This is a genomic window from Pseudomonas sp. SCA2728.1_7 (genome assembly GCF_018138145.1).
Classification (GTDB): Bacteria; Pseudomonadota; Gammaproteobacteria; order Pseudomonadales; family Pseudomonadaceae; genus Aquipseudomonas; species Aquipseudomonas koreensis_A.
The window spans coordinates 6303420-6326004 of the sequence record NZ_CP073104.1 but is presented as its reverse complement, the minus strand read 5'-3'; the positions used below and the strand labels follow the sequence as shown (position 1 = coordinate 6326004).

23 protein-coding genes are annotated in these 22585 nt (G+C 53.1%); 15 read left to right on the top strand and 8 right to left on the bottom strand.

Annotated elements, in window-relative coordinates; genetic code table 11:
- Positions 1-27: 27 nt before the first annotated feature.
- Positions 28-693, bottom strand: coding sequence for a ribonuclease T2 (locus KBP52_RS28320; protein WP_212621443.1), 666 nt, complete (start codon positions 691-693; stop codon positions 28-30).
- A 165-nt stretch (positions 694-858) separates the two neighbouring features.
- On the opposite strand from KBP52_RS28320, the gene KBP52_RS28315 reads away from it, so the two are divergent.
- Entirely contained in the window at positions 859-1329 is a 471-nt protein-coding gene (locus tag KBP52_RS28315) for a hypothetical protein (RefSeq protein WP_077573790.1), read from the top strand.
- Between the two features lie 6 nt (positions 1330-1335).
- Here KBP52_RS28315 and KBP52_RS28310 read toward each other — a convergent pair whose 3' ends face one another.
- Complete coding sequence (locus KBP52_RS28310; protein WP_212621442.1) at positions 1336-2190, bottom strand: LysR family transcriptional regulator; 855 nt, start codon at positions 2188-2190, stop codon at positions 1336-1338.
- A gap of 99 nt (positions 2191-2289) precedes the next feature.
- Here KBP52_RS28310 and KBP52_RS28305 point away from each other — a divergent pair, with 99 nt between their 5' ends.
- The gene (locus KBP52_RS28305) at positions 2290-2931 is read left to right on the top strand and encodes an NAD(P)H-dependent oxidoreductase (RefSeq protein WP_212621441.1); all 642 of its coding nucleotides are present in this window, start codon (positions 2290-2292) and stop codon (positions 2929-2931) included.
- Positions 2932-3034: 103 nt separating this feature from the next.
- Positions 3035-3826: a transporter substrate-binding domain-containing protein gene (locus tag KBP52_RS28300; RefSeq protein WP_212621440.1), complete on the top strand. Its 792-nt coding sequence runs from the start codon at positions 3035-3037 to the stop codon at positions 3824-3826.
- A 3-nt stretch (positions 3827-3829) separates the two neighbouring features.
- On the opposite strand, the gene KBP52_RS28295 is transcribed toward KBP52_RS28300, so the two are convergent.
- Positions 3830-4042: a hypothetical protein gene (locus KBP52_RS28295; protein ID WP_116030713.1), complete on the bottom strand. Its 213-nt coding sequence runs from the start codon at positions 4040-4042 to the stop codon at positions 3830-3832.
- A gap of 178 nt (positions 4043-4220) precedes the next feature.
- Here KBP52_RS28295 and KBP52_RS28290 point away from each other — a divergent pair, with 178 nt between their 5' ends.
- Positions 4221-4589: a hypothetical protein gene (locus KBP52_RS28290; RefSeq protein WP_249122223.1), complete on the top strand. Its 369-nt coding sequence runs from the start codon at positions 4221-4223 to the stop codon at positions 4587-4589.
- Between the two features lie 77 nt (positions 4590-4666).
- On the opposite strand, the gene KBP52_RS28285 is transcribed toward KBP52_RS28290, so the two are convergent.
- Positions 4667-5167: an Lrp/AsnC family transcriptional regulator gene (locus KBP52_RS28285; RefSeq protein ID WP_093433799.1), complete on the bottom strand. Its 501-nt coding sequence runs from the start codon at positions 5165-5167 to the stop codon at positions 4667-4669.
- Between the two features lie 119 nt (positions 5168-5286).
- Between KBP52_RS28285 and KBP52_RS28280 the strand changes: the two genes are divergently transcribed.
- From KBP52_RS28280 to KBP52_RS28270, 3 genes are all read left to right on the top strand, one after another.
- Positions 5287-6321 carry a histone deacetylase family protein gene (locus KBP52_RS28280; protein WP_212621439.1) on the top strand — a complete coding sequence of 345 codons (1035 nt, stop codon included), beginning with the start codon at positions 5287-5289 and terminating at the stop codon, positions 6319-6321.
- 50 nt (positions 6322-6371) lie between these two features.
- A complete protein-coding gene (locus KBP52_RS28275) occupies positions 6372-7424 on the top strand; it encodes an ornithine cyclodeaminase (RefSeq protein WP_212621438.1) in 1053 nt (350 codons plus the stop codon).
- Between the two features lie 127 nt (positions 7425-7551).
- Positions 7552-8967, top strand: coding sequence for an amino acid permease (locus tag KBP52_RS28270; protein WP_212621437.1), 1416 nt, complete (start codon positions 7552-7554; stop codon positions 8965-8967).
- 86 nt (positions 8968-9053) lie between these two features.
- Here the strand turns inward: KBP52_RS28270 and KBP52_RS28265 are convergent, their stop codons facing one another.
- Positions 9054-9410, bottom strand: a complete 357-nt coding sequence (locus tag KBP52_RS28265) for a DUF6124 family protein (RefSeq protein WP_212621436.1) — start codon at positions 9408-9410, stop codon at positions 9054-9056.
- Between the two features lie 110 nt (positions 9411-9520).
- Between KBP52_RS28265 and KBP52_RS28260 the strand changes: the two genes are divergently transcribed.
- On the top strand, positions 9521-10906 hold the full coding sequence (locus KBP52_RS28260) for an IS4 family transposase (RefSeq protein WP_212621435.1): 1386 nt from the start codon (positions 9521-9523) through the stop codon (positions 10904-10906).
- Between the two features lie 259 nt (positions 10907-11165).
- Here KBP52_RS28260 and KBP52_RS28255 read toward each other — a convergent pair whose 3' ends face one another.
- Both KBP52_RS28255 and KBP52_RS28250 read right to left on the bottom strand, forming a co-directional pair.
- Positions 11166-12551, bottom strand: a complete 1386-nt coding sequence (locus tag KBP52_RS28255; protein ID WP_212621435.1) for an IS4 family transposase — start codon at positions 12549-12551, stop codon at positions 11166-11168.
- A 209-nt stretch (positions 12552-12760) separates the two neighbouring features.
- On the bottom strand, positions 12761-13462 hold the full coding sequence (locus tag KBP52_RS28250; protein ID WP_249122222.1) for a hypothetical protein: 702 nt from the start codon (positions 13460-13462) through the stop codon (positions 12761-12763).
- An 870-nt stretch (positions 13463-14332) separates the two neighbouring features.
- Between KBP52_RS28250 and KBP52_RS28245 the strand changes: the two genes are divergently transcribed.
- The 3 genes from KBP52_RS28245 to KBP52_RS28235 all read left to right on the top strand — a co-directional run bounded on the left by KBP52_RS28245 (position 14333) and on the right by KBP52_RS28235 (position 16799).
- A complete protein-coding gene (locus tag KBP52_RS28245) occupies positions 14333-14548 on the top strand; it encodes a hypothetical protein (RefSeq protein WP_212621434.1) in 216 nt (71 codons plus the stop codon).
- A gap of 131 nt (positions 14549-14679) precedes the next feature.
- The gene (locus tag KBP52_RS28240) at positions 14680-15681 is read left to right on the top strand and encodes a hypothetical protein (protein ID WP_212621433.1); all 1002 of its coding nucleotides are present in this window, start codon (positions 14680-14682) and stop codon (positions 15679-15681) included.
- 197 nt (positions 15682-15878) lie between these two features.
- The gene (locus KBP52_RS28235; protein WP_212621432.1) at positions 15879-16799 is read left to right on the top strand and encodes a Cthe_2314 family HEPN domain-containing protein; all 921 of its coding nucleotides are present in this window, start codon (positions 15879-15881) and stop codon (positions 16797-16799) included.
- 638 nt (positions 16800-17437) lie between these two features.
- On the opposite strand, the gene KBP52_RS28230 is transcribed toward KBP52_RS28235, so the two are convergent.
- Positions 17438-17905, bottom strand: a complete 468-nt coding sequence (locus tag KBP52_RS28230) for a DUF2441 domain-containing protein (RefSeq protein WP_212621431.1) — start codon at positions 17903-17905, stop codon at positions 17438-17440.
- Positions 17906-18495: 590 nt separating this feature from the next.
- Between KBP52_RS28230 and KBP52_RS28225 the strand changes: the two genes are divergently transcribed.
- The 4 genes from KBP52_RS28225 to KBP52_RS28210 all read left to right on the top strand — a co-directional run bounded on the left by KBP52_RS28225 (position 18496) and on the right by KBP52_RS28210 (position 22131).
- Positions 18496-18702 carry a hypothetical protein gene (locus KBP52_RS28225; protein ID WP_212621430.1) on the top strand — a complete coding sequence of 69 codons (207 nt, stop codon included), beginning with the start codon at positions 18496-18498 and terminating at the stop codon, positions 18700-18702.
- 422 nt (positions 18703-19124) lie between these two features.
- Positions 19125-19316, top strand: a complete 192-nt coding sequence (locus KBP52_RS28220) for an ogr/Delta-like zinc finger family protein (protein ID WP_212621429.1) — start codon at positions 19125-19127, stop codon at positions 19314-19316.
- A gap of 668 nt (positions 19317-19984) precedes the next feature.
- On the top strand, positions 19985-20956 hold the full coding sequence (locus KBP52_RS28215; RefSeq protein WP_212621428.1) for a DNA-processing protein DprA: 972 nt from the start codon (positions 19985-19987) through the stop codon (positions 20954-20956).
- Between the two features lie 41 nt (positions 20957-20997).
- The gene (locus KBP52_RS28210) at positions 20998-22131 is read left to right on the top strand and encodes a hypothetical protein (protein WP_212621427.1); all 1134 of its coding nucleotides are present in this window, start codon (positions 20998-21000) and stop codon (positions 22129-22131) included.
- Positions 22132-22585: the final 454 nt, after the last annotated feature.

Here is a 22585-nt window from a genome sequence, read left to right as displayed (position 1 = left end):
GTGTGGTCCTTTCGACCTCGAGTCAGATCAACGCGACGGCGGCACCCGGATATCCCCCGCGCGACACTGGGTTTTCACACCCTTGCCACAGGCGCCGAACTGCAGATCCTTGCCCATGCACACGCGCACTTCCGACAGTTCCGGGCCGCTGCAAATGACCGCGATGCCATCGGCCGGAATCCCCGGGTTGGCTTTACGGAACAAGTCGGCGATTTCCTGGGCCTCGAAGTAATACGAGGTGCTGAACGGTTGCAGCTCATCGGGGATTTTCACCGCCGCCACGGCTTTGTCCGCTTCATCCAGGTAGCCCATTGCACCGAGGCCGCTGCAGGTGCCGTGCTTGGACCATTCGTGGTCGAGCAGTTTTTTGGTCGGGAACAGCGTCAGGCCCTGGCTGGTTTGCGCCGCGTTCAGCGTGGTCAGCGGCGGGCAGGATTCCGGCCAGCCGCCCTTGGCGTATTGCGGCCACAAACCGTGCAGCACGAAGCCATAGCCCTTGCCCGTGCACTGCGAGTCATCCTTGTGCGTAAGGCAAAAGGTCGGCGACCAGGACAACGCCAGCAGGTAGTAATCGAACACCCCCGCCACCGATTCCGCCTGGGCCTTGCTCGACTGCGATTGGCGCGCCGAACTCAAACCGATGCTACCGGCCGTCAGCGCAATCACTGCCAAAGTTGTAAACAGCTTTTTCATCTACCCGCTCCTTGGGACGCCTGCGTCCGTGGTTTTCGATCCTGACCAGACTTGGCCAGCGCTGATTTCGACACGCTTGTGTTGCAAGCGCATGACGCAAGGCAACGCCGTACGCCGTTGAAAGGTCTACGATTAACAGGCAGACATCAAACCAAGGGATCCGAAATGAGTAAAGCAGACGAACTCGCCGCCAAACTCAAGCAAACCCGGCACACGCATGCGGATGCCGCGCTGGAGATCGATTGCTGGCCGGCGCAGGTGTACGACTTGTACCACCGCATCGAGACGTGGCTGCAGCCGGTCACCGAAGTCGGCCTGAAGATTCGCCGCAATCCGACCCACGTTTGCGAAACCTCACCCGATGGTGAATCCCACGATTACGCCATCGACCAACTGGTGATCGAAGCCAATCATCAAACCCTGACTTTTGATCCCATTGCGCGGTTTACCGAGGATGGCGCCGGCCGGGTGCAGATCATCCCGTCAGCCACGGACACCTATCTGCTGCGTACCGTGGATGAACACGGTGAAAGCCATTGGTGGGTGCAGTCGATTGAAACAGGCCAGCAACTGGATGCCATCGCACTGACCGAAAACAATCTGTTGCTGGCGGTGCAGGAAGGCCTCGGCCTCTAGCCCCGATTACTGCCGCCGCGCCGAGCAAAACTCGACGATCACCTGCGTTAGCGCATCGATCATCTGCGGCTCAGCGTGAGGCGCGACAAACAAGCGGAACTGCGCATCCGGTAAATCCGGCAAGCCCTGTTCCGCGCCGAGCGCCGTCAACCCCTGCCCCAACTGACTCGCAGGCATCGGCGCCACGGCAAATCCTGACTGCGCTGCCGCGCGCAACCCGGCAGTGCTCGAACACAGCATCGCGGTGCGCTGGGAAATGCCCGCCTGAGCCAAACGCGTCAGCGCCGCCTCACGATACGGACATGGCTCTGGAAACAGCGCCAGCGGCAATGGCGTTGGCAACTGTGTGACAGGCTGCGCGGCCCACGCCCACACCAGCGGTTCCTGCCAGAGCAATCGCCCCGACTCGCCGGTTTCGCACAGCGAGCCGATGACCATCTCCAGATCGCCCTGCTGCATCTGGCCCAGCAACGTCCCCGGAATATTCACCTGCACATCGAGCTCCATGCCGGGATGCTGCGCCGCGCAATCCTGCAACGCGCGCAACAAACGCGCCTCGACAAAATCCTCGGACACGCCAATCCGCATCCGCCCCTGAAACGGCGTGCGGGTGAGCTGCGCCCAGGCATCGCGGTTCAACGCCAGAATCGTCCGCGCATAGGCAATCAAACGCTCGCCGTCGGCGGTGAGTTGCTGAGAACGAGTAGTGCGCTTGAGCAGCGGCTTGCCGACTTGCTCTTCGAGTCGGCGCAGATGACCGCTGACCGCCGACTGCGTCAGATGCAGTTTTTCCGCAGCACGACTGAAGCCGTCCTCATCGACAACGGTGACAAAAGTCTTGAGCAACAGGGCGTCAAACATAGTGAGATACGTGATCAATGGCCGATTTATTCACGATTTATAGTTTGAAGCGCGCTATGTTGCAATGCCTCGCATTCCCCCCGACTGCCGAGGCTTATTGTGACCACCCTTCTGCACATTGAATGCTCACCGCGCAAACAACGCTCCGCGTCACTGCAAGTGGCCCGCAGCTTTATCGATCGCTATCTGCAGCATCATCCGCAGACCCACGTCGAAACCCTCGATCTATGGGGCACGCCGCTGCCAGAGTTCGGCGAAGAGGCAATGAACGCCAAATACGCCGGCCTCAGCGGTACGCCGCTGACGACCGCCCAGCAATCGGCGTGGAATGAACTCAAGCACCTCGCCGCGTATCTGCAGCGTGCCGATCTGATTGTGCTGTCGGTGCCGCTGTGGAATTTCAGCATTCCCTACAAACTCAAGCACTTCATCGACCTGGTGTCGCAGAAAGACATCCTCTTCAGCTTCGATCCGCAGCATGGCCTGCAAGGTCTGCTGAAAAACAAAATCGCCGTGGGCGCCTATGCCTGCGGGATGGATTTCTCTGCGCAGTCGACCACACCTGCCGAGCGCTTCGATTTTCAGAAACCGTATGTGGCTGCATGGCTCGAGTTTATCGGCATCAGCGATGTGCATGAATTGCGCGTCGAGAAGACCATTCTCGGCGAAGACGTCGACCGTGAGTCGCGGCTGGCTGCCTCACAACGGGCGCGGGATCTGGCCGATCAGCTCGCCTGCTGAAGCGGCCAAGACAGTCATCCGCCGATCAGCGACCCGTTCTGATGACACTCACTAAAGGCTTTTACTACACTGGGCCACCTTCCCTTTCAGAAGCCCCAGCTCAATGACAATTCTAAAAAGCACGATGACTCTCTGCGGTGCGCTGACATTGGCCACCGCCGTTCAGGCCCAGGAACCCCCTTCGCACCTCGACAGCATCCAGCAACAAGGCCAGTTGCGCGTCTGCACCACCGGCGACTACAAGCCCTACACTTTCAAACGCCCCGACGGCGATTTCGAAGGCATCGACATCGCCATGGCCCGCTCGCTGGCCGACAGCCTCGGGGTCAAAGTGCAATGGGTGCAAACCACCTGGAAAACCCTGATGCCGGACATGCAGGCCGGCAAGTGCGACATCGGCATGGGTGGTATCTCGGTGACCCTCGAAAGGCAGAAAAAAGCCTACTTCAGCAACACCCTCGACACCGACGGCAAGATCCCGCTGGTGCGCTGCGCCGATGTCAGCAAGTACCAGACGGTCGAGCAGATCAACCAGCCCAACGTGCGTCTGGTCGAACCTGCCGGCGGCACCAACGAAGCCTTCGTCCACGCGTTCCTGCCCAAAGCGCAACTGGCCCTGCACGACAACGTGACGATCTTCCAGCAACTGCTCGATAACAAGGCCGACGTGATGATCACCGACGCCTCGGAAGCGCTGTATCAGCAGAAACTCAAACCGGGCCTGTGCGCGGTGAATCCGCATCAGTACATGCAGTACGGCGAGAAAGCTTACTTGCTACCGCGCGATGACATCAGCTGGAAACTGTACGTCGATCAGTGGCTGCACTTAAGCAAAGTCACCGGCAAATATCAGCAAACCCTGAGCGAATGGATTGCCGTACCTGCCGCGCAGTAATCCTCAATCGTCATGCAACATCCCGGAGCTGTACTGATTGAGACTGCTGCCGATACTGTTGCCGCCGAACTTCAAGGTATTGGCGTTGCGCCCCTCCGGCGACTGACAGTCGCTGGAGAAACAACTGGTGGTGGTCAAACCACCCGCGCCGGAACAGGCACTCAACACCGATACTGCAGCAGCAATCAACAGCACTTTGACGACATTCCGGCGCATGGCACGATTCCCCTCAGGATGAACAGCGACGATCTTTTCTCAGCAGACTAGGCCTGCTTCGCACGCGGCAAGATGAAACTTTGCTGATCGACAGCGCGCGTTCAGAATCGACTAACCACCAGACAAGAACCGCCACGTGCAATTGGATCAGCGCAATTCAACGCCAGGAGGCCCAAGCTTGAGACGAGAACTGAGCCACGCCGATCTATACAAAATCCGCGCAGCCCTCTCCGATATTTTCGTCGACAGCGGCGTTGATTACCCCTACATCGCCCGGCAAATCGAAGGCTATGATCCGGAACAGGTTAAAGACATTCTGTATGCCGAAGTTGCCGTCGTCTGCGCCTGGAACCTGGAATGTGTACTCCCGCCGGTCTGGACAGGATTCGAACCTGACTCATTGAACCGGGATATCGAGCAGATGCTGCTCGCAAACAAGCACAGCTGGATTCGGCGGCAACTTCACAAGATCCACACCGCATGGTTGCGGTTTAGTTATCGGCAAGTCTGGGCAGAGATTACCGCTCACTGCAAAGGCTGGAGTTGATAAAGCCCTGCGTGGCAATGGCGCATCAACAACCTACAATGCGTTGAAACTGAAAAGATGATTGCCCCTCTGCCCACTCAGTCCTTTCCCGGTTTAGGAATCGCAATCCGGCTCCCGGTCTTGACCTCGCGCAACGCCAGGCTGGACTGAATCGAGGCAATCCCCACCTGACGCCTGAGCACCTGCTCAATGAAGTCGCTGTAGCTATCAAGATCCTCGGCCAATACCTGCAACACATAATCAGCATCGCCGGTGATCTTGTGGCAGGCCACCACCTGCGGCAATTGCGCAATCACCGCCTCGAAAGCGTCCGGCGCGTGGTCGGCGTGGGTGGAAAAGCGAATGTGCACAAACGCCATGATATCCAGCCCGAGCATCCGCCGATCAAGGTTGGCCTGATAGCCCTTGATCACCCCCGCCTCCTCCATGCGCTTGCGCCGCCGCCAGCATGGCGTAAGGCTCAGCGACAGCCGCTCGCTGAGTTCAGCGTTGGAAATGCTGGCGTCTTCCTGCAACAACTCAAGAATCGCCAGGTCGGTCTCGTCGAGGCTGATGCGTTTGGATATTTTTTTCTGCATGACGCCATTCCTGAGTAAAAACGCCCGAATAATCGACTGAATCACGAACACAAAGCAAAGAAAGCGCAACCAAGCCGGAACAGAATATTTGCACTGGCTAACAATAACGGATGCGCAGAATGTTTACAGTTTTCAGTGATTCCCACCGTTTGCACCACGGCACCGAATTGAAAGACGGCGTGCTCAAACCATCGTTCGAACAACCGAGTCGGGCCGACACCGTGCATAACCGCGTGAAACAGGTCGGCCTCGGGCAGATCGTCGAACCGCGCGCGTTTGACCGCTCGTGCTATGTCAACGCACACAGCGAGCGCTACGTCAGTTTTCTCGAAACTGCCTGGAGCGAATGGTGCGCCACCGGTCGCACTCACGACGCCTTGCCGCTGGTGTGGCCGGTGCGCGATCTGGCCGGTGAAGAGGTGCCGACATTCATCGACGGCAAGCTCGGCTTCTATGCCATGGATGCCGGCTCACCGATTACCGCGACGACCTGGCAAGCGGTGAAAACCAGCGCCGATATTGCCCTCACTGGTCTGGCCCTGCTCGATGAAGGCCACGACAGCGCCTTCGCCCTGTGCCGCCCGCCCGGCCATCACGCCGCACGGGAATACATGGGCGGTTATTGCTACCTCAACAACGCCGCGATTGCCGCGCAACAAGCCATCACCCAAGGCGCCAAACGCGTCGCAGTGCTGGACGTCGACTTCCATCACGGCAACGGCACGCAGAACATTTTTTACCAGCGCAGCGACGTCCTATTCGTGTCGCTGCATGGTGAGCCGGCGGTGTCCTATCCGTACTTCTCGGGCTACAGCCACGAAGTCGGCGCGGGTGTCGGCGAGGGTTACAACCTCAACTATCCCCTGCCGAAAAACACCACCTGGGAGAGCTACCGTAACGCCCTGCTCCACGCCTGCAAAAAGCTCCAGCAATTCGCGCCTGAAGTGCTGGTGATTTCCCTCGGTGTCGATACGTTCAAGGACGATCCCATTAGCCATTTCCTGCTGGAAAGCGAGGACTTCATCGGCATCGGTGAACTGATCGCCAGCGTCGGCTGCCCGACCCTGTTCGTCATGGAGGGCGGCTACATGGTCGATGAGATCGGCATCAATGCCGTCAACGTGCTGCACGGTTTCGAGAGCAAACGCAGCTGAGCCATCCCGCGCTCAACAGTCTTTCAATGTCTGGATCGGAGAATAAGACCATGACGCTTTTTATTGATGTCGATGATGCTGCACGCCTGTTCACCCAAGTCGGTATCCGCCGCGCCATTCGCGAAATGGCCGGCTACATCGAAGCGGATTACGCACGCTGGGCGCAGTTTGATAAATCGCCGCGCACGGCCAATCACTCGGCGGACGGCGTGATCGAGTTGATGCCCACCGACGACGGCCAGCAGTACTCGTTCAAATACGTGAATGGCCACCCGAACAACGGCCAGCAGAATTTGCTCACGGTCATGGCTTTCGGTCTGCTGGCCGATGTGCAAAGTGGCTATCCGACCCTGCTCAGCGAACTGACCCTGACTACCGCCGTGCGCACCGCCGCAACCTCGGTGCTGGTCGCGCAATCGCTGGCTCGCCCCGGTGCGACCTCGATGGCCCTGATCGGTAACGGCGCGCAAAGTGAATTTCAGGCGCTGGCCTTTCATGAAATGTTGGGCATCAACGAAATCCGTATCTTCGATATCGATCGCGACGCTTCACTCAAGTTGAAGCACAACCTCGCGGCGTTCCCTGACATCGACGTGATTCTGGCCAGCTCGGTGAAGGACGCGGTCAAGGGTGCGGACATCGTCACCACGGTCACCGCCGACAAAGCTTACGCAACCATTCTGACGCCCGAAATGATCGAGCCCGGCATGCACATCAATGCGGTCGGCGGTGACTGCCCGGGTAAAACCGAACTGCACGCCGACATCCTGCGCAACGCCCGGGTCATCGTCGAGTTCGAGCCGCAAACGCGCATTGAGGGCGACATTCAGCAACTGGAAGGCGATTCCCCGGTGATCGAATTTTTCCGGATTGTGCAGGGTGACGTCGCCGGGCGCGAGAACGATGCGCAGGTGACGGTGTTCGATTCGGTGGGTTTTGCCTTGGAAGATTTTTCGTCCCTGCGCTACCTGAAAGACCTGGCGCAGGCACAGCAAATCGGCCAGCGCATCCACCTGGTGCCGACGCCGGCCAACATCAAAAACCTCTTCCAACTGCTCGATCCGCAACCGGCCAAAGCCTCGCGTCTGCGCACCGTCAGTTGATCGGTCATGACCGCCCCCAAGCCACGGGGGGCGATTCACCTTGTGATTAGCCGCTGCACCTCTAACAAGAACGCTCGACACCTACTTTCTGCCAAAACTCAAAAACATAAAATCAAGAGGTTTTGCAATGAAATCGACCCCTTCCGGGCTGCCTGAACAGCCCGCGCTGCAGCGCACGCTCAGCAATCGTCATATCCAGTTAATGGCCATGGGCGGTGCCATCGGGACCGGACTGTTCATGGGCTCCGGGAAGATCATCGCGCTCTCCGGAACGTCGATCATCCTCATCTACATGATCATCGGCCTGTTCGTGTTTTTCGTCATGCGCGCCATGGGCGAAATGCTCCTGTCCAACCTCAACTTCAAAACCTTCGCCGACTTCGCCGGCGCCTACCTCGGCCCGCGCGCGGCGTTCTTCCTCGGCTGGTCGTACTGGCTGAGCTGGAGCGTGGCGGTGATCGGCGACGCCGTCGTGGTCGGCGGATTCTTCCAGTACTGGTTCCCCGACGTACCGGCGTGGATACCCGCCGTCGGCATGCTGGCGACCCTGTTCGCGCTAAACGTACTGACCGTCAGGCTGTTCGGTGAGGTGGAATTCTGGTTCGCGATCATCAAGATCATTGCCGTCGTAACCCTGATCGGCGTCAGCACCGTGCTGATCGCCAGCTCCTTCGTCTCGCCCAGTGGCGTCACCGCGTCCCTGAGTCACCTGGTGGACAAACAGGCGGCGTTCCCCAACGGCTTGTTCGGCTTCTTCGCCGGATTTCAAATGGCGATCTTCTCCTTCGCCGGCACCGAACTGATCGGCACCGCCGCCGCCGAAACCCGCTCGCCAGAGAAGACCCTGCCCAAAGCGATCAACTCGATTCCGCTGCGGATCATCCTGTTCTACGTCCTCGCGCTGACCTGCATTATTGCCGTGACCTCGTGGCAACAGGTTTCCCCGGTCAAAAGCCCGTTTGTCGAACTGTTCCTCGTCGCCGGATTTCCCGCAGCGGCCGGCATCGTCAACTTCGTGGTCCTGACCTCAGCCGCCTCCTCGGCCAACAGCGGCGTGTTCTCATCAAGCCGCATGCTGTTCGGACTGGCCAATCAGGACAACGCCCCCGGCCTATTCCGCCGACTGTCGAGCAACAGCGTGCCGCTGCTGAGTCTGGCGTTTACCACGCTATTGATGCTGGTCGGCGTGCTGGTGCTGTTCATCGTGCCGGAAGTCATGACCGCGTTCACCATCGTCTCTACCGTGTCGGCGATTCTGGTGATCTTCACCTGGTCGACCATCCTTGCGTCTTACATCGCCTACCGGAAAAAACGTCCGGATCTGCATGCGAAGTCGGCTTACAAGATGCCCGGCGGAGTGCCGATGGCTTGGTTCTCGTTGGCGTTTTTGGGGTTTGTGCTTGGGTTGCTGGCGTTGCGGCCTGATACGCGGATTGCGCTGATGGTCATGCCGGGGTGGTTTGTCTGGTTGGGGATTGCTTATCAGCTGACGCGGTTGAGGAAGCCGAAACCTGCGGTTGAGTCGGCGAGTCAGTTTGGCTAGATCTGCGAGAGAAAGCCGTCACCTGGAAGTGACGGCTTTTTGTTATCAATGAACGAGCATTTCACCTGCCCACGGCGGGACAGGCTTTACGCCTTCACCTCAACGTTATCCAACGCCTGATTCACCGCCAACTCACCCAACATCACCACCTGCGCAATGCCCAGCGCGGTTTTGCGGTGCGAGGGGTCGAGCACTGCGGCAAAGTTGTTGAGCATTTCCGAGGCGGAACTCAGCGTTTCACTGGCATTGGCCAGCAGGGATTCCGAGTCGTACTTTGGGTTGGCGAGGTACATGCGCTCGGGCTCGTTGACGCTGGCCATGATGTGGCCGGCGGGAAGGAGGTAGTGATCGAGCGCGCGTTCGGCGGCTTCGTGGAGCTTTTTGGAGTTGAGGGATTCGTAGGGGGATGCGGGATCGGTAAATAAATCTGTCCCGAATGGCACTTACTTAACAGCTAACCACCTGAGCTGAAAGCAAAAAATGAAGAGGGGCTGGTCTTGGTCTACGGTGATAGTTGCGAACACACCCCGACAAACCAAGGACACAGCCCCAAATGGATCGTAGACGTGAAATTCTTCAGCATCAACAGCAACGTTTTCATCGACACGCTTCGGACTGCGATGCCTATGCGTTTTTCAATCTCCTCACGTCTCCCGATCTCTTACAACGCGTCGAGTCTGAACTGCCAGAACATCGGGAACGCCTGTTTCCGCCAATTGAAACGTTGTCTATGTTTCTGGCTCAAGCAATGAGCGCCGACCGCTCCTGCCAGAATGCTGTGAACGACCTGTCGATTAAACGGTCATGTGGCGGCATGAAACCCAATAGCACTCGCACGGGCGCCTACTACAAAGCCAGAAAACGCCTGCCTGTGGAAATGGTTTCCACGCTGGTCAGGCACACCGGTGCTTCGATAAGTGATAACGCACCCTCGTCGTGGCGCTGGAGGGGACGGCCGGTGCGGCTGGTGGATGGCACGACGGTCAGCATGCCCGACACAGCGGCTAATCAGGACGCCTATCCGCAATCTCGCGGCCAGAAAGTCGGTCTTGGTTTTCCGTTGTGTCGAGTGGTGGGCATCGTCTGCCTCTCCAGCGGCGCCGTTTTAGATGCTGCCCTTGGGCGTTTCCGAGGCAAGGGCGGCGATGAACAGACACTGCTCAGATCAATGCTAGACACGTTGAAAACAGGTGACATTTTGTTGGGCGATGCTTACTACGCTACCTATTTCCTGCTGTGCGAGTTGCAACGAAGAGGTGTCGATGGCGTGTTCGAACAATATGGCGCTCGACGGCGCAGCACGGACTTTCGCTTGGGTCAAAGTCTCGGTTCGGAAGATCATCTGATCGAATTGAAAAAGCCTGCAAGAAGACCACTGTGGATGAGTCAGGCGCATTACGAAAAGGCGCCTGAAAGACTGACCGTGCGGGAGTTGAAGGCGGGTGGGAAAACTTTGGTCACCACGTTGCATTGCCCAAAGCAGACACCTAAAACAGCCCTGAAATCGCTGTACAAGGGGCGATGGCATGTTGAACTGGATCTGCGCAATCTCAAAGCTACGCTGGGGCTTGGAAAGTTAAGCTGCAAAACCCCAGGCATGGCAGTAAAGGAGTTATGGGTCTATCTGTTAGCTCACAATCTGATCCGAATGCTGATGGCACAATCGGCTCTGTTAGCTGACTGTTTACCTCGCGAACTGAGCTTCAAACACAGCCTTCAGCTATGGCTGGCGCTGCGACAATATGGCAGCCCCGAAGAAGAGGATGATCTGTCGAATTTATTGATTCTGATTGCTCAGAGGCGCGTCGGGAATCGGCCTGGTCGTATAGAGCCCCGAGCCATAAAACGAAGACCTCAAGCGTACCCCTTGCTGACCAAACCACGTCGGTCTGCAAGGGCAGATGTCAGAAAAAACGGGCACCCAAAACATATTAAGTAAGTGCCATTCGGGACAGATTTATTTATCGTCTAAAAATGAGCAAACAAATCTATCCCTTTCTACTGTTAGCGAGGCGTGTTAAACGCCGAAGTACCAAACTCAGAAAGATTCGACCGGTTTTTTGGTCTGCTCAACAAGCTTGTTCTCGTCAAGCTTCGGGAAAGAAAACTTGATCATGATGACCGATTCCTCGCCCTCGCCCGTGACAATCAGATCAGCCCCCCTGACATTGAACAATGGGGACAGATTTGAATGGCACTTACTTAATATGTTTTGGGTGCCCGTTTTTTCTGACATCTGCCCTTGCAGACCGACGTGGTTTGGTCAGCAAGGGGTACGCTTGAGGTCTTCGTTTTATGGCTCGGGGCTCTATACGACCAGGCCGATTCCCGACGCGCCTCTGAGCAATCAGAATCAATAAATTCGACAGATCATCCTCTTCTTCGGGGCTGCCATATTGTCGCAGCGCCAGCCATAGCTGAAGGCTGTGTTTGAAGCTCAGTTCGCGAGGTAAACAGTCAGCTAACAGAGCCGATTGTGCCATCAGCATTCGGATCAGATTGTGAGCTAACAGATAGACCCATAACTCCTTTACTGCCATGCCTGGGGTTTTGCAGCTTAACTTTCCAAGCCCCAGCGTAGCTTTGAGATTGCGCAGATCCAGTTCAACATGCCATCGCCCCTTGTACAGCGATTTCAGGGCTGTTTTAGGTGTCTGCTTTGGGCAATGCAACGTGGTGACCAAAGTTTTCCCACCCGCCTTCAACTCCCGCACGGTCAGTCTTTCAGGCGCCTTTTCGTAATGCGCCTGACTCATCCACAGTGGTCTTCTTGCAGGCTTTTTCAATTCGATCAGATGATCTTCCGAACCGAGACTTTGACCCAAGCGAAAGTCCGTGCTGCGCCGTCGAGCGCCATATTGTTCGAACACGCCATCGACACCTCTTCGTTGCAACTCGCACAGCAGGAAATAGGTAGCGTAGTAAGCATCGCCCAACAAAATGTCACCTGTTTTCAACGTGTCTAGCATTGATCTGAGCAGTGTCTGTTCATCGCCGCCCTTGCCTCGGAAACGCCCAAGGGCAGCATCTAAAACGGCGCCGCTGGAGAGGCAGACGATGCCCACCACTCGACACAACGGAAAACCAAGACCGACTTTCTGGCCGCGAGATTGCGGATAGGCGTCCTGATTAGCCGCTGTGTCGGGCATGCTGACCGTCGTGCCATCCACCAGCCGCACCGGCCGTCCCCTCCAGCGCCACGACGAGGGTGCGTTATCACTTATCGAAGCACCGGTGTGCCTGACCAGCGTGGAAACCATTTCCACAGGCAGGCGTTTTCTGGCTTTGTAGTAGGCGCCCGTGCGAGTGCTATTGGGTTTCATGCCGCCACATGACCGTTTAATCGACAGGTCGTTCACAGCATTCTGGCAGGAGCGGTCGGCGCTCATTGCTTGAGCCAGAAACATAGACAACGTTTCAATTGGCGGAAACAGGCGTTCCCGATGTTCTGGCAGTTCAGACTCGACGCGTTGTAAGAGATCGGGAGACGTGAGGAGATTGAAAAACGCATAGGCATCGCAGTCCGAAGCGTGTCGATGAAAACGTTGCTGTTGATGCTGAAGAATTTCACGTCTACGATCCATTTGGGGCTGTGTCCTTGGTTTGTCGGGGTGTGTTCGCAACTATCACCGTAGACCAAGACCAGCCCCTCTTCATTTTTTGCTTTCAGCTCAGGTGGTTAGCTGTTAAGTAAGTGCCATTCGGGACAGATTTATTTATCGTCTAAAAATGAGCAAACAAATCTATCCCTTTCTACTGTTAGCGAGGCGTGTTAAACGCCGAAGTACCAAACTCAGAAAGATTCGACCGGTTTTTTGGTCTGCTCAACAAGCTTGTTCTCGTCAAGTTTCGGGAAAGAAAACTTGATCATGATGACCGATTCCTCGCCCTCGCCCGTGACAATCAGATCAGCCCCCCTGACATTCGCAGGCGCGGCTGCCATCAAACCAGAAACGCTAGGTGTCCCTTTGATCGAGGCGGCGCCCTCGATAAACGAATAGGTCAGATTATTGGCGTTTAGAGCGACACTTTCGTAGTTGGTGAGTTTAGCGGTGTACTCATCCTTGCTTTTAGCTTTAGCCGCCAGATCGACGAGATCCAGCATCGACTTGCCGTCAGCCAGTGCGACCAGACCGAACGACTTGGCCAGCGCACCGATGGCACGCCCGAACAGTTCACGCTCATAGGGCGCGAACAGGGAAACCATAATCAGCTTGTCACCGCTGAACACCAAGCCAGCGGTGAATTTCTGATCAATGAAATCCACGTCATCAATACACCGGGCGGGCGCGCCCACCTCTTCCGAGCAATCATAGTAACCGCCAGCCTCGGTGTATTTCGTGATTGGCGTGTCGTAGCCGTAGCTCTTGAACAGGTTGTCAGCTGCAACGGCACTCTGTATAGCGCCAACGAGGCCGCCCAGGCAAAGCACTAACGCATGGATTTTTTTCGACATGGATTCCGTTCCTACAAGGATGTGAATATTGATAGCCACATGCTATCAATCCTGCATTGGATTTGTCTCGCTCAATCCAATGCAGGTTGAGCAAGCTCAGCAGGTCCAGAAGTAGAACGCTGTAAACCCACTCTGCCATTCCTGCCCCCAAGCCCCCTCCTCCCATTCCTGATAAACTCCCCCACCTCCCAGCCACACCGATTCCGTACCCCTAATGTCCCCTATTCCCGCCACACCCGCCCCACTCTCCCGCCGCTTCTCCGTCGCCCCGATGATGGATCGGACTGACCTCTCTCCTAGCTCCCACAAATAAAGGCCCAAACACCTCCCCTCCAAAACGCGTACCAGTTGCGTACCAGTTTTGTCTTCCTCCCTCTTCCTCCCACTCCTTCTGCCGACGGCTGTAGCAAATTTTAAGCATCGGTTTTCGGCTCCAATCCCGGCACTGTTCATCGTGGCTGTAGGCGACTTCGTGAGCGTTACACCAGGTTCATGGAAGACTAGCCACCGTCCCCGTGTGTGCTTAACCCCATTTTCAGGTTGACCCATGGGAAAAAGGTAATATTGGTAATGTCTATTTCAATTTCAGAAAAAACCTAATAGATACAATGACTTACAGATTTCCCACAAAGGTAATAATAAGGTAATGAAAAGGTTAGAAAATTACCTTTAGTCGTAGTAATTTCAGCCATCTATAAAACCCAATAAAATCAGACACTTGGCGAATTATTACCTCCAGCCTTACCAAATATTACCTTCAAAGGTAATACGTCTAAGCCACGGTTTGTAAGGGCTGCAGCCAATTTTTAGCACCGGCTTACCAAAATTACCTTTTTCCCAGCCTCGAACTGATATTAGCCTCCTCGGGGGCCCTGCTATGCTTCCTGCTTTCCGAATGGAGTCGAATGCATGGCCAGCGAATATTCCCTTACCGTCGTCCTCGAAAAAATGTACGAAAATCAGCTGGGCCTCGAAGCTGCGTTGATGGAATTGGTGCTGTTAGTCGAGCAGCAGGGGTACGAGGCCATAGGGGAGAATGCCCGCATGGCACTTGAGCGAATTGGGGAGAATGCGGGGTTTATCCATCAGGGCTTAGCACAATTAAGAAATCTGGAAAAAGACTAGTTCGCCCCCCCCCTCTTTCGATTGCAAATAGCGCCTTACGACACGAGTAGCAGGAAGACTGGGATCGTTGGAGCCCCCCCCAACTGTTAATTTCGATCATCGAGCCACCAAATGCGATATGGCAGGCACATATGAAACACTGGACTGAGCCAAACGGAGTACTTTTAATTCAGGTTCCAATTGATTGGCAGTACCTCAACTCTGGCATGAGCGACTATGAGGAGAAGTCGCCTTACAGCTTTCAACCTTATGAAGACTCCATAGGCTGCTTTCAGCTAAGTTGCTATCCGCTCAGTGAACTAGCTCCTAACATCGCGAAAGCCAATCCAAGTGGAGTCAAAAAATTAAACTGGAAAGAGTCCAGGGAAGATGATTCAAATTTCTGCACCCATCTTTTCTTCGGTGCTTATCATGATCAAGCATTAATTGGTAAATATATTTACGATGCGTGCCTTGAAGGCGACAATAGAATTACCGAACAGCTTGTTATCGTAAATCAAATCTTAAACTCGGTTACGATAGTCCCAGAGCGCGACCGTAAACTTGCTGCTGATCTTGATAAATTTGATCGATTTACAGGCTCTCTTGCGGCGTCATATGATCTTCTGTATACAGCAATAGAAGCAGAGGCATATATTGAAATCATTGCAATTACCGCAAATCAAATAGATGCACACTTAAGATTAAGCTTGGTAATTGCAAAACAGTTAGAGAGCAAAACCGACGACATTGAAACCAAATACCTTTTTCAAGCAGACGGGGAAAAGGGAATAATAGAGAGAAAAATCTTCGATGACGCTTTAAAACTTCAAGCAATCGACATAGAGACTTTCGATCATTTGAATGATCTCTACAATCTAAGAAACCGTGTTATCCATCGATATATTATCTCAGACATTAGAACGCGCGACCTCATAAAGATCGCTGAAAAATATTTAAACGCCTTGGAGAAAACACGTTTAATTCTTCGCGACTTTGAGCAGAAACAGGTAGTCGTACCTTATGGGGTATACGGAACGAAGTTTCATAAAACCCCTATTATGGAAGAAGCTATAAGACGATTGCATGCGAGTGCAAATGACAAGCACCTTCTCCAAAAATATAAAAGAAACGTTAGTGACAAAAAAAACTAACAAGTCACCACTGATCAACCGACGGTGATCGTACTCTGCGACAACGTGAGCCAGCACGGACTCGACCTGGAGCAGTGATCGCCAACGGCTACTTTATTGGGTTGAGCAGCCAGCGTTCTCCAAAACCGCTTTGTTCCGCGCCCTTCCCCAAAAAATGACCCGACGAGCTATGCTGCATTCAGTTTCAGGACGAAGAGATGAGTACCGACGACGAACATTCCATCACGAACGAAAAACTGGTCGAAGTTCTCAGCCATGCTGTGGCTTACGTTGCAAATGAGGCGGTTGTTCTAGGCCACTATGAACGAATCCAGCAAGGGCGATTCACTCAATTATGGCCTGCGGGTGGTAACAGTGATTACTTTGAAAAACGAGTTAATCGCGTCGTAGAGCATTTGGGCGGCCCGCCTGAGCTGTATATATTGCGAACCGGCGAAAGTCCCCCTCCTGCTGATGACTACCCGGCAAGCTCAATGCGTGAGGTATTCGACCTATTTCGGCGCGCTCGCAAATCAGTAATACGCGCTCATTTATTCATGACCGGTTCAAAGATGCTGGTCGAGCAACCGGATTTATTGCAAAAGCCTGAAAATCCGGACAGCGAGGAATTGTTTAAAAAGCATGCGCAGTCCGCTTTCTGGGAGCATGCAGAAGCCGCATACATTCGCCTCTTTTCGTTTTGGGATCGAATAGGCCAAGTCCTCGATTTCACGTTCTTCAACATACGGAAATTCGACCATAACGGCTTTCATGCTGTCATGGATCGCATCCATGCGAACGTGAGGCCGATGAATGAGCACCTCTGCAATAGCGGCTGCTGGAAGCGTCTGCGCGCGTTCCAGACGTCAAACAAAGACGACGGCCTACAGTTTCTTCTCCAGCGACGAAACCTTCTTGTGCACAGCCTCCACCTACATCCGCATAAGACCGACGACGATGAGATGTTCAAGTCTCAGTTTAATCACCTGGACGAAGCCCACCGCAAAAAACTGCAGCCACGAGAGCCAGAAGCTGAAGCCGAGCTTTTAGTTGGCCAGCTCAATAAGGCGTCGGCACTGTTCGAAGACTTTCTGGTATTGGTCGAATTTTCTCCGTCTCGTAAATCCAGTCGTTGGTGAACTACTGAAAAGCGCCAATGCCTCGAAAACGCCTGCTAGCTTAGGGTTGCAGGCGTTTCCAACCATCCCACACCCGCGCCTATAGGGATCCGAGTGGGAACCGTTCAAATCCCAAAAACAGACCGAAACTCAAATTTTTCAAGTCTTAGCCCAATTAAACTGGGCGCTTCAGCCCTTCTCTTTCTGTGATCATCTCGTGTGCCACTGTGCCACCGCGCTGCATTCCCTTTCAAAAAATTGCACCAAATGAAATGGCCCATGGCGTGCGCGGCTCCAGAGCCTGGCTGGTCTGAAGGTTTGTTTGCAATACATTCGGATTTGCACAAAAAACTGATACGAAGCCCGTCGGCGGGAGGGGGATAAGTGCTTTTTCAGATGTTTTTTTCTTCGCCTCACGTTTTGTCAACGATTGCCTGCGCTCAAACGGCCGTCATCCGTAACAGCCTTAGAAATTCGAGAGTGCGAACAAGTTGAAAACGAGAACCCCGTCGATGCAGGCTTTTTACGTCAATGGTTGTGCTTAATCACACCGATAGGCATATGTCTAGGTTATTATCAAGCCGAGCGCATCAGTTAAACCTATCCGAATCCCATCTATACGAGGCTCAATCATGGGTAATCACGATCACTCTGAGATGTTAGTGACGCGCAACAACCACCGCCGGACCAGGGAAGAGTATTTCGACGGTATTGGTAGGCTGTTCGGTCCAGTATTTGCGAGCGACCTCAGGCATGCCTTCCAAAAACTGGATGACCGAGACAGCCCCTCCGAAATCGTAATCACCAAAATGAACCTCAGCATTAGCTGTGTTCACCGCGACCTCGTAGATAAGACCAAGGTGTGATTCCGAATCGCGGTAACGCACAGCTTCTCGCAAGGTTCTAAGAAGAAAAATGCAGTTCAATCTGCTTGGCTTATCAGGAAACTCGCTGGCACGTATTTGCTCAAGTACGTACTCCCTTCCTAGTACTGAGTTCACCGCGTTACCCCGATACAGCTTGAGAATTCGCCCCCAGTTTCCAGGCTCTATGATGCTTCCCTCACCAAGCAGAATAGGTGCAACGTGAAAATAGCGGGGCCAGTCCCTGTGTTCGTTTTCTGACATCCGTATAGCCTCAACTGTCGTGGAAGGTGCAAAGCTATCACGGGTGAAAGGGCCGGAGGTTAGCTTGCACCATATCGGGGGTTGCATAAAAAGAGGGCGTAGTGCCCGTCAGCCGGAGGGGGATAGGTGATTATTCCAATTTTTCGCCGTTACCGATTTAATTGACGGCTAAGGCGTAGAGCCTTACTCTTTATGCGTTGCTGTCAGTTCAGCGACCGGGTTTGGCGACTCGTACAAATCAAGGCGCAACAGCGCCCACATCCAAACAGCAGGCGCTTTTTTTACGTCCGCCGTTTTATGTTATGGCAGCTGTGCGCGGGAGACCTTCGTGTCTGCCGGTTTCCTTGATTACCGGTTCGCCAACCTGCGCACAGCTGCCACCCTGATTGTTTGGCGACAATTGTTGGCAGCTCCTCTAAATCAAGGAGCTTTATTATGACCCCCCTCATACCTTCCAGGATCTGCGTCATGGCCCATCTCCGTATGGCCCTCGCCGCGCTACACGCCGCCGCCTCCATTTCAGTACACCTCATCCGCTACAACCATCGCATAGCACTCTTGCTCGCTTTGGAAGCTCAAGGAGGTGCGCTATGAGTAGGCCCTACAGCCTCACAGAAGATGAGCTCCATAAACTGCAACGGGCTAAGGATTCAATACAGTTGTTGACGATCCTGCTCGAAGAGGTGCAGCGTCCGAACTCACTAACCCCGCATATGATGGCGTCCTATTTATCACTGGTGGATGAGGACATGAGCGAGGTATTGCAGTCAATCAGTGGCAATTTTTCGTTGCGCTGAGCACTAACCAACTACGATCGCCACCCTCGAATACCGATCAACTGTTACCATAATTATCACAGTTGATCGGTGTCGGAAGGGTGTGAGATGTGAAACTAATTTATATCTGCCTTTATTATAAAGCAGGAAATCATGGCCTTAACAGGTCAAGCCCATGAAGCCGCGGGAGCAAAAAACCCGATCATGAATTATATACCAATAGCCAATAGCCAATAGCCAATAGCCAATAGCCAGCTAAACTTTTCGAGAAATCCAATATAACCGTGATAAAATTTTATAATTTAAAAACACTTTAGCTCCAAAGAAATTATATAACCACCTCCGCGCGACCTTACATATTCGCTCCAACAGACCAAGAAATGAACAAATACGAATAAAGTTGAATTACAATACGGAGCCATCTACAACCATTCGAGAGAGATATGCGAGTCAAATGCAGCTGCGGAAGCAAAGGTGCCATTCGAAACAGCAAGAAGGAGTCGCATGACCTATCTGCTTTGTACTGTCAATGCCTAGATGTCAATTGTGGCATGACGTGGGTATCCCATCTAACTTATTCGCATACCTTGAAAAAACCTTTGAAACCTTTCAAAGAACGAAATGAACCGACGTAACGTTTAGATTACTACACCCAACCGATAAGGCTTAGGGCAGGAGCAGTCGGTGAGCTAATTTTTCTCGAGCGACACGGCGACTCTTTCGTACAGTCCCACCTCCCTGCTCTATAATTTTCAGTAAACTTCAACGCATCTTAGTTTTGCGCCAGCAACTGCCAATAACGGGTACCGTTCGGAGGACTTGTTACACCTGCGCGGCCTATTGAAAGTCTAGTGGTCATCGCCAGCAGGCTCTTTCATGATTACGAGCGGTGAGCGAGTAGCTTGATCTCAGGCGCGAAGCCTGCGGCAAGACATCGAAATACTCCAGCGCTCATAGCACAGTCGAGTACCCAGTTTTGGCCAAAAGCAGCCTATTGTAAGACTACGCTTTCAGCCAGAAGCAGGCATCCGAGAATCGTACGCTCGCAGTCATGTTATGGTCAGGAACCGAAAAGTAACTCAACAAAATCAATTTGGATTTGGTTCGGCTCGCACCAGGAACACGCCGCACAACGGATAGCTCGGCTATCTGAGTGTGCTTTACTCACCCTAAAGGGCAGTCAAATCGGAAACATACCTATCAGTCAACATTATCCAGGCTGGCTGGCACTGCTAGCAGCTGATAAAGTCAACGATGGCCATTGGCGACCACCGCGGCGCCAGCTAATTCAGGACTTGAGATTATGGACAAAAACCAGGCCCCTCCAGAACAGCGAAGTTACTGGCGACACGAAAAAATCGCCTTTTTAGCCTTAAGCTCCATTGAAGGAATTGGCTTCTGGACGCTCCACAAAATCGCCTCCGCCGGCCTCGGCTTTAACAACGCACTCCGAAATCCAAGCGACGAACTCATCCAGGCTATATACAGCGGCGCCTTAGAAGAAACACAGCCTCCGAACCTCGAGTCTGCTCAGGAAAAACTTTGGCTGAAGGGCCTTGAGCTAGCACGACAACTCAAAGAGTCTGGTGCAACTCTCGTCTTCAAACACGAAGATGGGTTTCCTCTTAAGCTCCGGGCAACAAAGGATTCACCAGAGTGGATTTTCATCCAAGGCAACCCCCATTGTCTTTATGAATACTCTATTGCCATTGTTGGAACAAGAGATGCAACCGAAGACGGGGCACTCCTTACCAGAATTCTTGTTTCTGCGCTGAGCGAGAGCAATATCGCAACTATCAGCGGGCTGGCTGCGGGGATCGACCAGCTCGCGCATTTAGAATCAATCCGATATGGGATCAAAACTATCGCAGTGCTTGGCACTGGTATTTTTCTCAATTATCCAAAAGGTTCAGAGAAAGTTCGCCAACGCATAATCGAAAGCGGAGGATGTATTGTAAGCGAATACTTACCACATCAACGTTCAAGCGCTGAAACATTTGTTAGAAGAAATCGTATTCAAGCCGCGCTTTGTGACACGCTTATACCAGTTGAGTGGAAGATTAAAAGTGGCACAGCCCACACCGTAGGGTTCGCTAAAAAATACAACAAAAACATTGCTAATATTTTCCTACCGCAAACCTACCACCTCAGACCCGAACTAGCATTTTCGGAAAAGGAGTACGAAGCGCTCTCTTTTGAAATGCCAATCAACATTGCAAGCTTAATAAGCTTTGCATTCACCCCAAAAGAAACCATACAAAAACAACTTATATAAGCCGAACTTTAGTTCACCAGCACATCGCAAGGGACTCAATGATGCTAGTACTTATCGCTTCACCAAGCTCTCTTTTAGATATAAGCCTTAATGTCAACCAGGCTGTCGTCGGCGCAATGACTGAAATTGCGAAAAACAACCCAGTCATTATAGTTTCCAATAAACCACAACCCGACTGGTTCGACACAGCGTTCAATGGGTCCAATGTTAAATTTCAACAGGTGATGGGTCGTCAAAGCGGACAATACCTAAAGGATATTTCCAAATCAAACAACGTAGCCACATCAAATTTCCTTTGCCTAACAGCCTCAGACGAAGACTATATGATGGGGAAAAATGGCCAAGCAATTTTGATTGCAGCTGGCTGGTCGAACAATGCCAAAGCCAGAGAGCTTGGCATTCAAGTCGCAGACGCCAGCGAACTCAGGGAGGTATTCGAGCTTACGAATAATTGGCCTGGCAGTTGGTGGTTCTCTGGATCTGGCCCAAATTACGGAGTCCGCGCGCTAGCCGACCTGTCCAGTTATGGTGCTGGTACTACTCAAGTCCTTTTTTCCCAAAAGGTTACTGCTGCAGTAAAACAAGGTGGCGGCCCCCTCAATGCACTCCTAGCAATCACCTCGAGATCCCTTCTACATGAGTGGGGTGGTGAAAAAAAGGGAGTGTTTTTCAGTGTATTCCCTTCATCTAACCCAGCCAACTACAATAATGAAGTACTCACCGACTTCACTCACCGACTTCGTACAACAGTTTCGCGCGTACGCTTCGAAAGCCGCGACGAGCCTCTATTCGTTAGGCATTCACCCTCGCCCAAAAGATCACACGGCCAGGGTGGCGACCGCACAGACCCTACCTCCCAGATTATTACCCTGCATCTCAACCCAAGATATGCGACAAACATTAAAGGGAAAGATGTTATCCTAATTGACGATTGTACTACCTACGGTCTTTCATTTGGCGTAGCAGCAGCCTTCCTTAAAGCTGCCGGTGCAGCATCGATGACAGGCATAGCATTAGGCAAGTTTGGCTCACGGCTTGAACATTATGAAATTATACTTTCTGGGAATCCTTACAAACCGCTGAAATCCACTGACTTCAAGCTAGTTACACATAACTCGCTACTCGGCACAACAGCTTCCAGCGCACAAAACATCTTGCACAAACTAATTCCTTAAGACACAGCATGCGCTCGCACTAAAAGCTCGAGCGCCCTTTTTCCATTCTATTAAAAAAAGCAAAAAAAGAACAACGCTGTATTTTTCTGGCCGCAAGCTGCCGCTTATAGAGAGACACAAAAAATATGAGGTGAAAGGTATAGCTTAAAAGCCCTTTGAAATAGTTTCACTGACTAGAGGAGTTGAAAGCTTTCGACTCTAATAGGCATATTGGTTCGAGCTCCATCGTCTCCGCCATTTTATGTACGACAAATCCCTGATTATTCAGGGCTTTGTCGTTTTTTAGGTTTGGAGATTCCGTAACACGTTCCAAGGATCTTTTTCACATCTTTTCAACTATTTCCGCAACCTTCGATCTCGGCCCTATAGCGTTAGAATCTAGCGCCTGATTGGGGGAATCCACTTTCGCGATATTTTTCAAACGAGCAATCGTACGATACTAATTTTCATCCTG

What these genes read in the sequence shown, in the direction of transcription:
- KBP52_RS28320 (WP_212621443.1), bottom strand. Translation starts at nt 693, where the DNA reads ATGAAAAAGCTGTTTACAACTTTGGCAGTGATTGCGCTGACGGCCGGT.
- KBP52_RS28315 (WP_077573790.1), top strand. Translation starts at nt 859, where the DNA reads ATGAGTAAAGCAGACGAACTCGCCGCCAAACTCAAGCAAACCCGGCAC.
- KBP52_RS28310 (WP_212621442.1), bottom strand. Translation starts at nt 2,190, where the DNA reads ATGTTTGACGCCCTGTTGCTCAAGACTTTTGTCACCGTTGTCGATGAG.
- KBP52_RS28300 (WP_212621440.1), top strand. Translation starts at nt 3,035, where the DNA reads ATGACAATTCTAAAAAGCACGATGACTCTCTGCGGTGCGCTGACATTG.
- KBP52_RS28295 (WP_116030713.1), bottom strand. Translation starts at nt 4,042, where the DNA reads ATGCGCCGGAATGTCGTCAAAGTGCTGTTGATTGCTGCTGCAGTATCG.
- KBP52_RS28285 (WP_093433799.1), bottom strand. Translation starts at nt 5,167, where the DNA reads ATGCAGAAAAAAATATCCAAACGCATCAGCCTCGACGAGACCGACCTG.
- KBP52_RS28280 (WP_212621439.1), top strand. Translation starts at nt 5,287, where the DNA reads ATGTTTACAGTTTTCAGTGATTCCCACCGTTTGCACCACGGCACCGAA.
- KBP52_RS28275 (WP_212621438.1), top strand. Translation starts at nt 6,372, where the DNA reads ATGACGCTTTTTATTGATGTCGATGATGCTGCACGCCTGTTCACCCAA.
- KBP52_RS28270 (WP_212621437.1), top strand. Translation starts at nt 7,552, where the DNA reads ATGAAATCGACCCCTTCCGGGCTGCCTGAACAGCCCGCGCTGCAGCGC.
- KBP52_RS28260 (WP_212621435.1), top strand. Translation starts at nt 9,521, where the DNA reads ATGGATCGTAGACGTGAAATTCTTCAGCATCAACAGCAACGTTTTCAT.
- KBP52_RS28255 (WP_212621435.1), bottom strand. Translation starts at nt 12,551, where the DNA reads ATGGATCGTAGACGTGAAATTCTTCAGCATCAACAGCAACGTTTTCAT.
- KBP52_RS28245 (WP_212621434.1), top strand. Translation starts at nt 14,333, where the DNA reads ATGGCCAGCGAATATTCCCTTACCGTCGTCCTCGAAAAAATGTACGAA.
- KBP52_RS28240 (WP_212621433.1), top strand. Translation starts at nt 14,680, where the DNA reads ATGAAACACTGGACTGAGCCAAACGGAGTACTTTTAATTCAGGTTCCA.
- KBP52_RS28235 (WP_212621432.1), top strand. Translation starts at nt 15,879, where the DNA reads ATGAGTACCGACGACGAACATTCCATCACGAACGAAAAACTGGTCGAA.
- KBP52_RS28230 (WP_212621431.1), bottom strand. Translation starts at nt 17,905, where the DNA reads ATGTCAGAAAACGAACACAGGGACTGGCCCCGCTATTTTCACGTTGCA.
- KBP52_RS28225 (WP_212621430.1), top strand. Translation starts at nt 18,496, where the DNA reads ATGAGTAGGCCCTACAGCCTCACAGAAGATGAGCTCCATAAACTGCAA.
- KBP52_RS28220 (WP_212621429.1), top strand. Translation starts at nt 19,125, where the DNA reads ATGCGAGTCAAATGCAGCTGCGGAAGCAAAGGTGCCATTCGAAACAGC.
- KBP52_RS28215 (WP_212621428.1), top strand. Translation starts at nt 19,985, where the DNA reads ATGGACAAAAACCAGGCCCCTCCAGAACAGCGAAGTTACTGGCGACAC.
- KBP52_RS28210 (WP_212621427.1), top strand. Translation starts at nt 20,998, where the DNA reads ATGCTAGTACTTATCGCTTCACCAAGCTCTCTTTTAGATATAAGCCTT.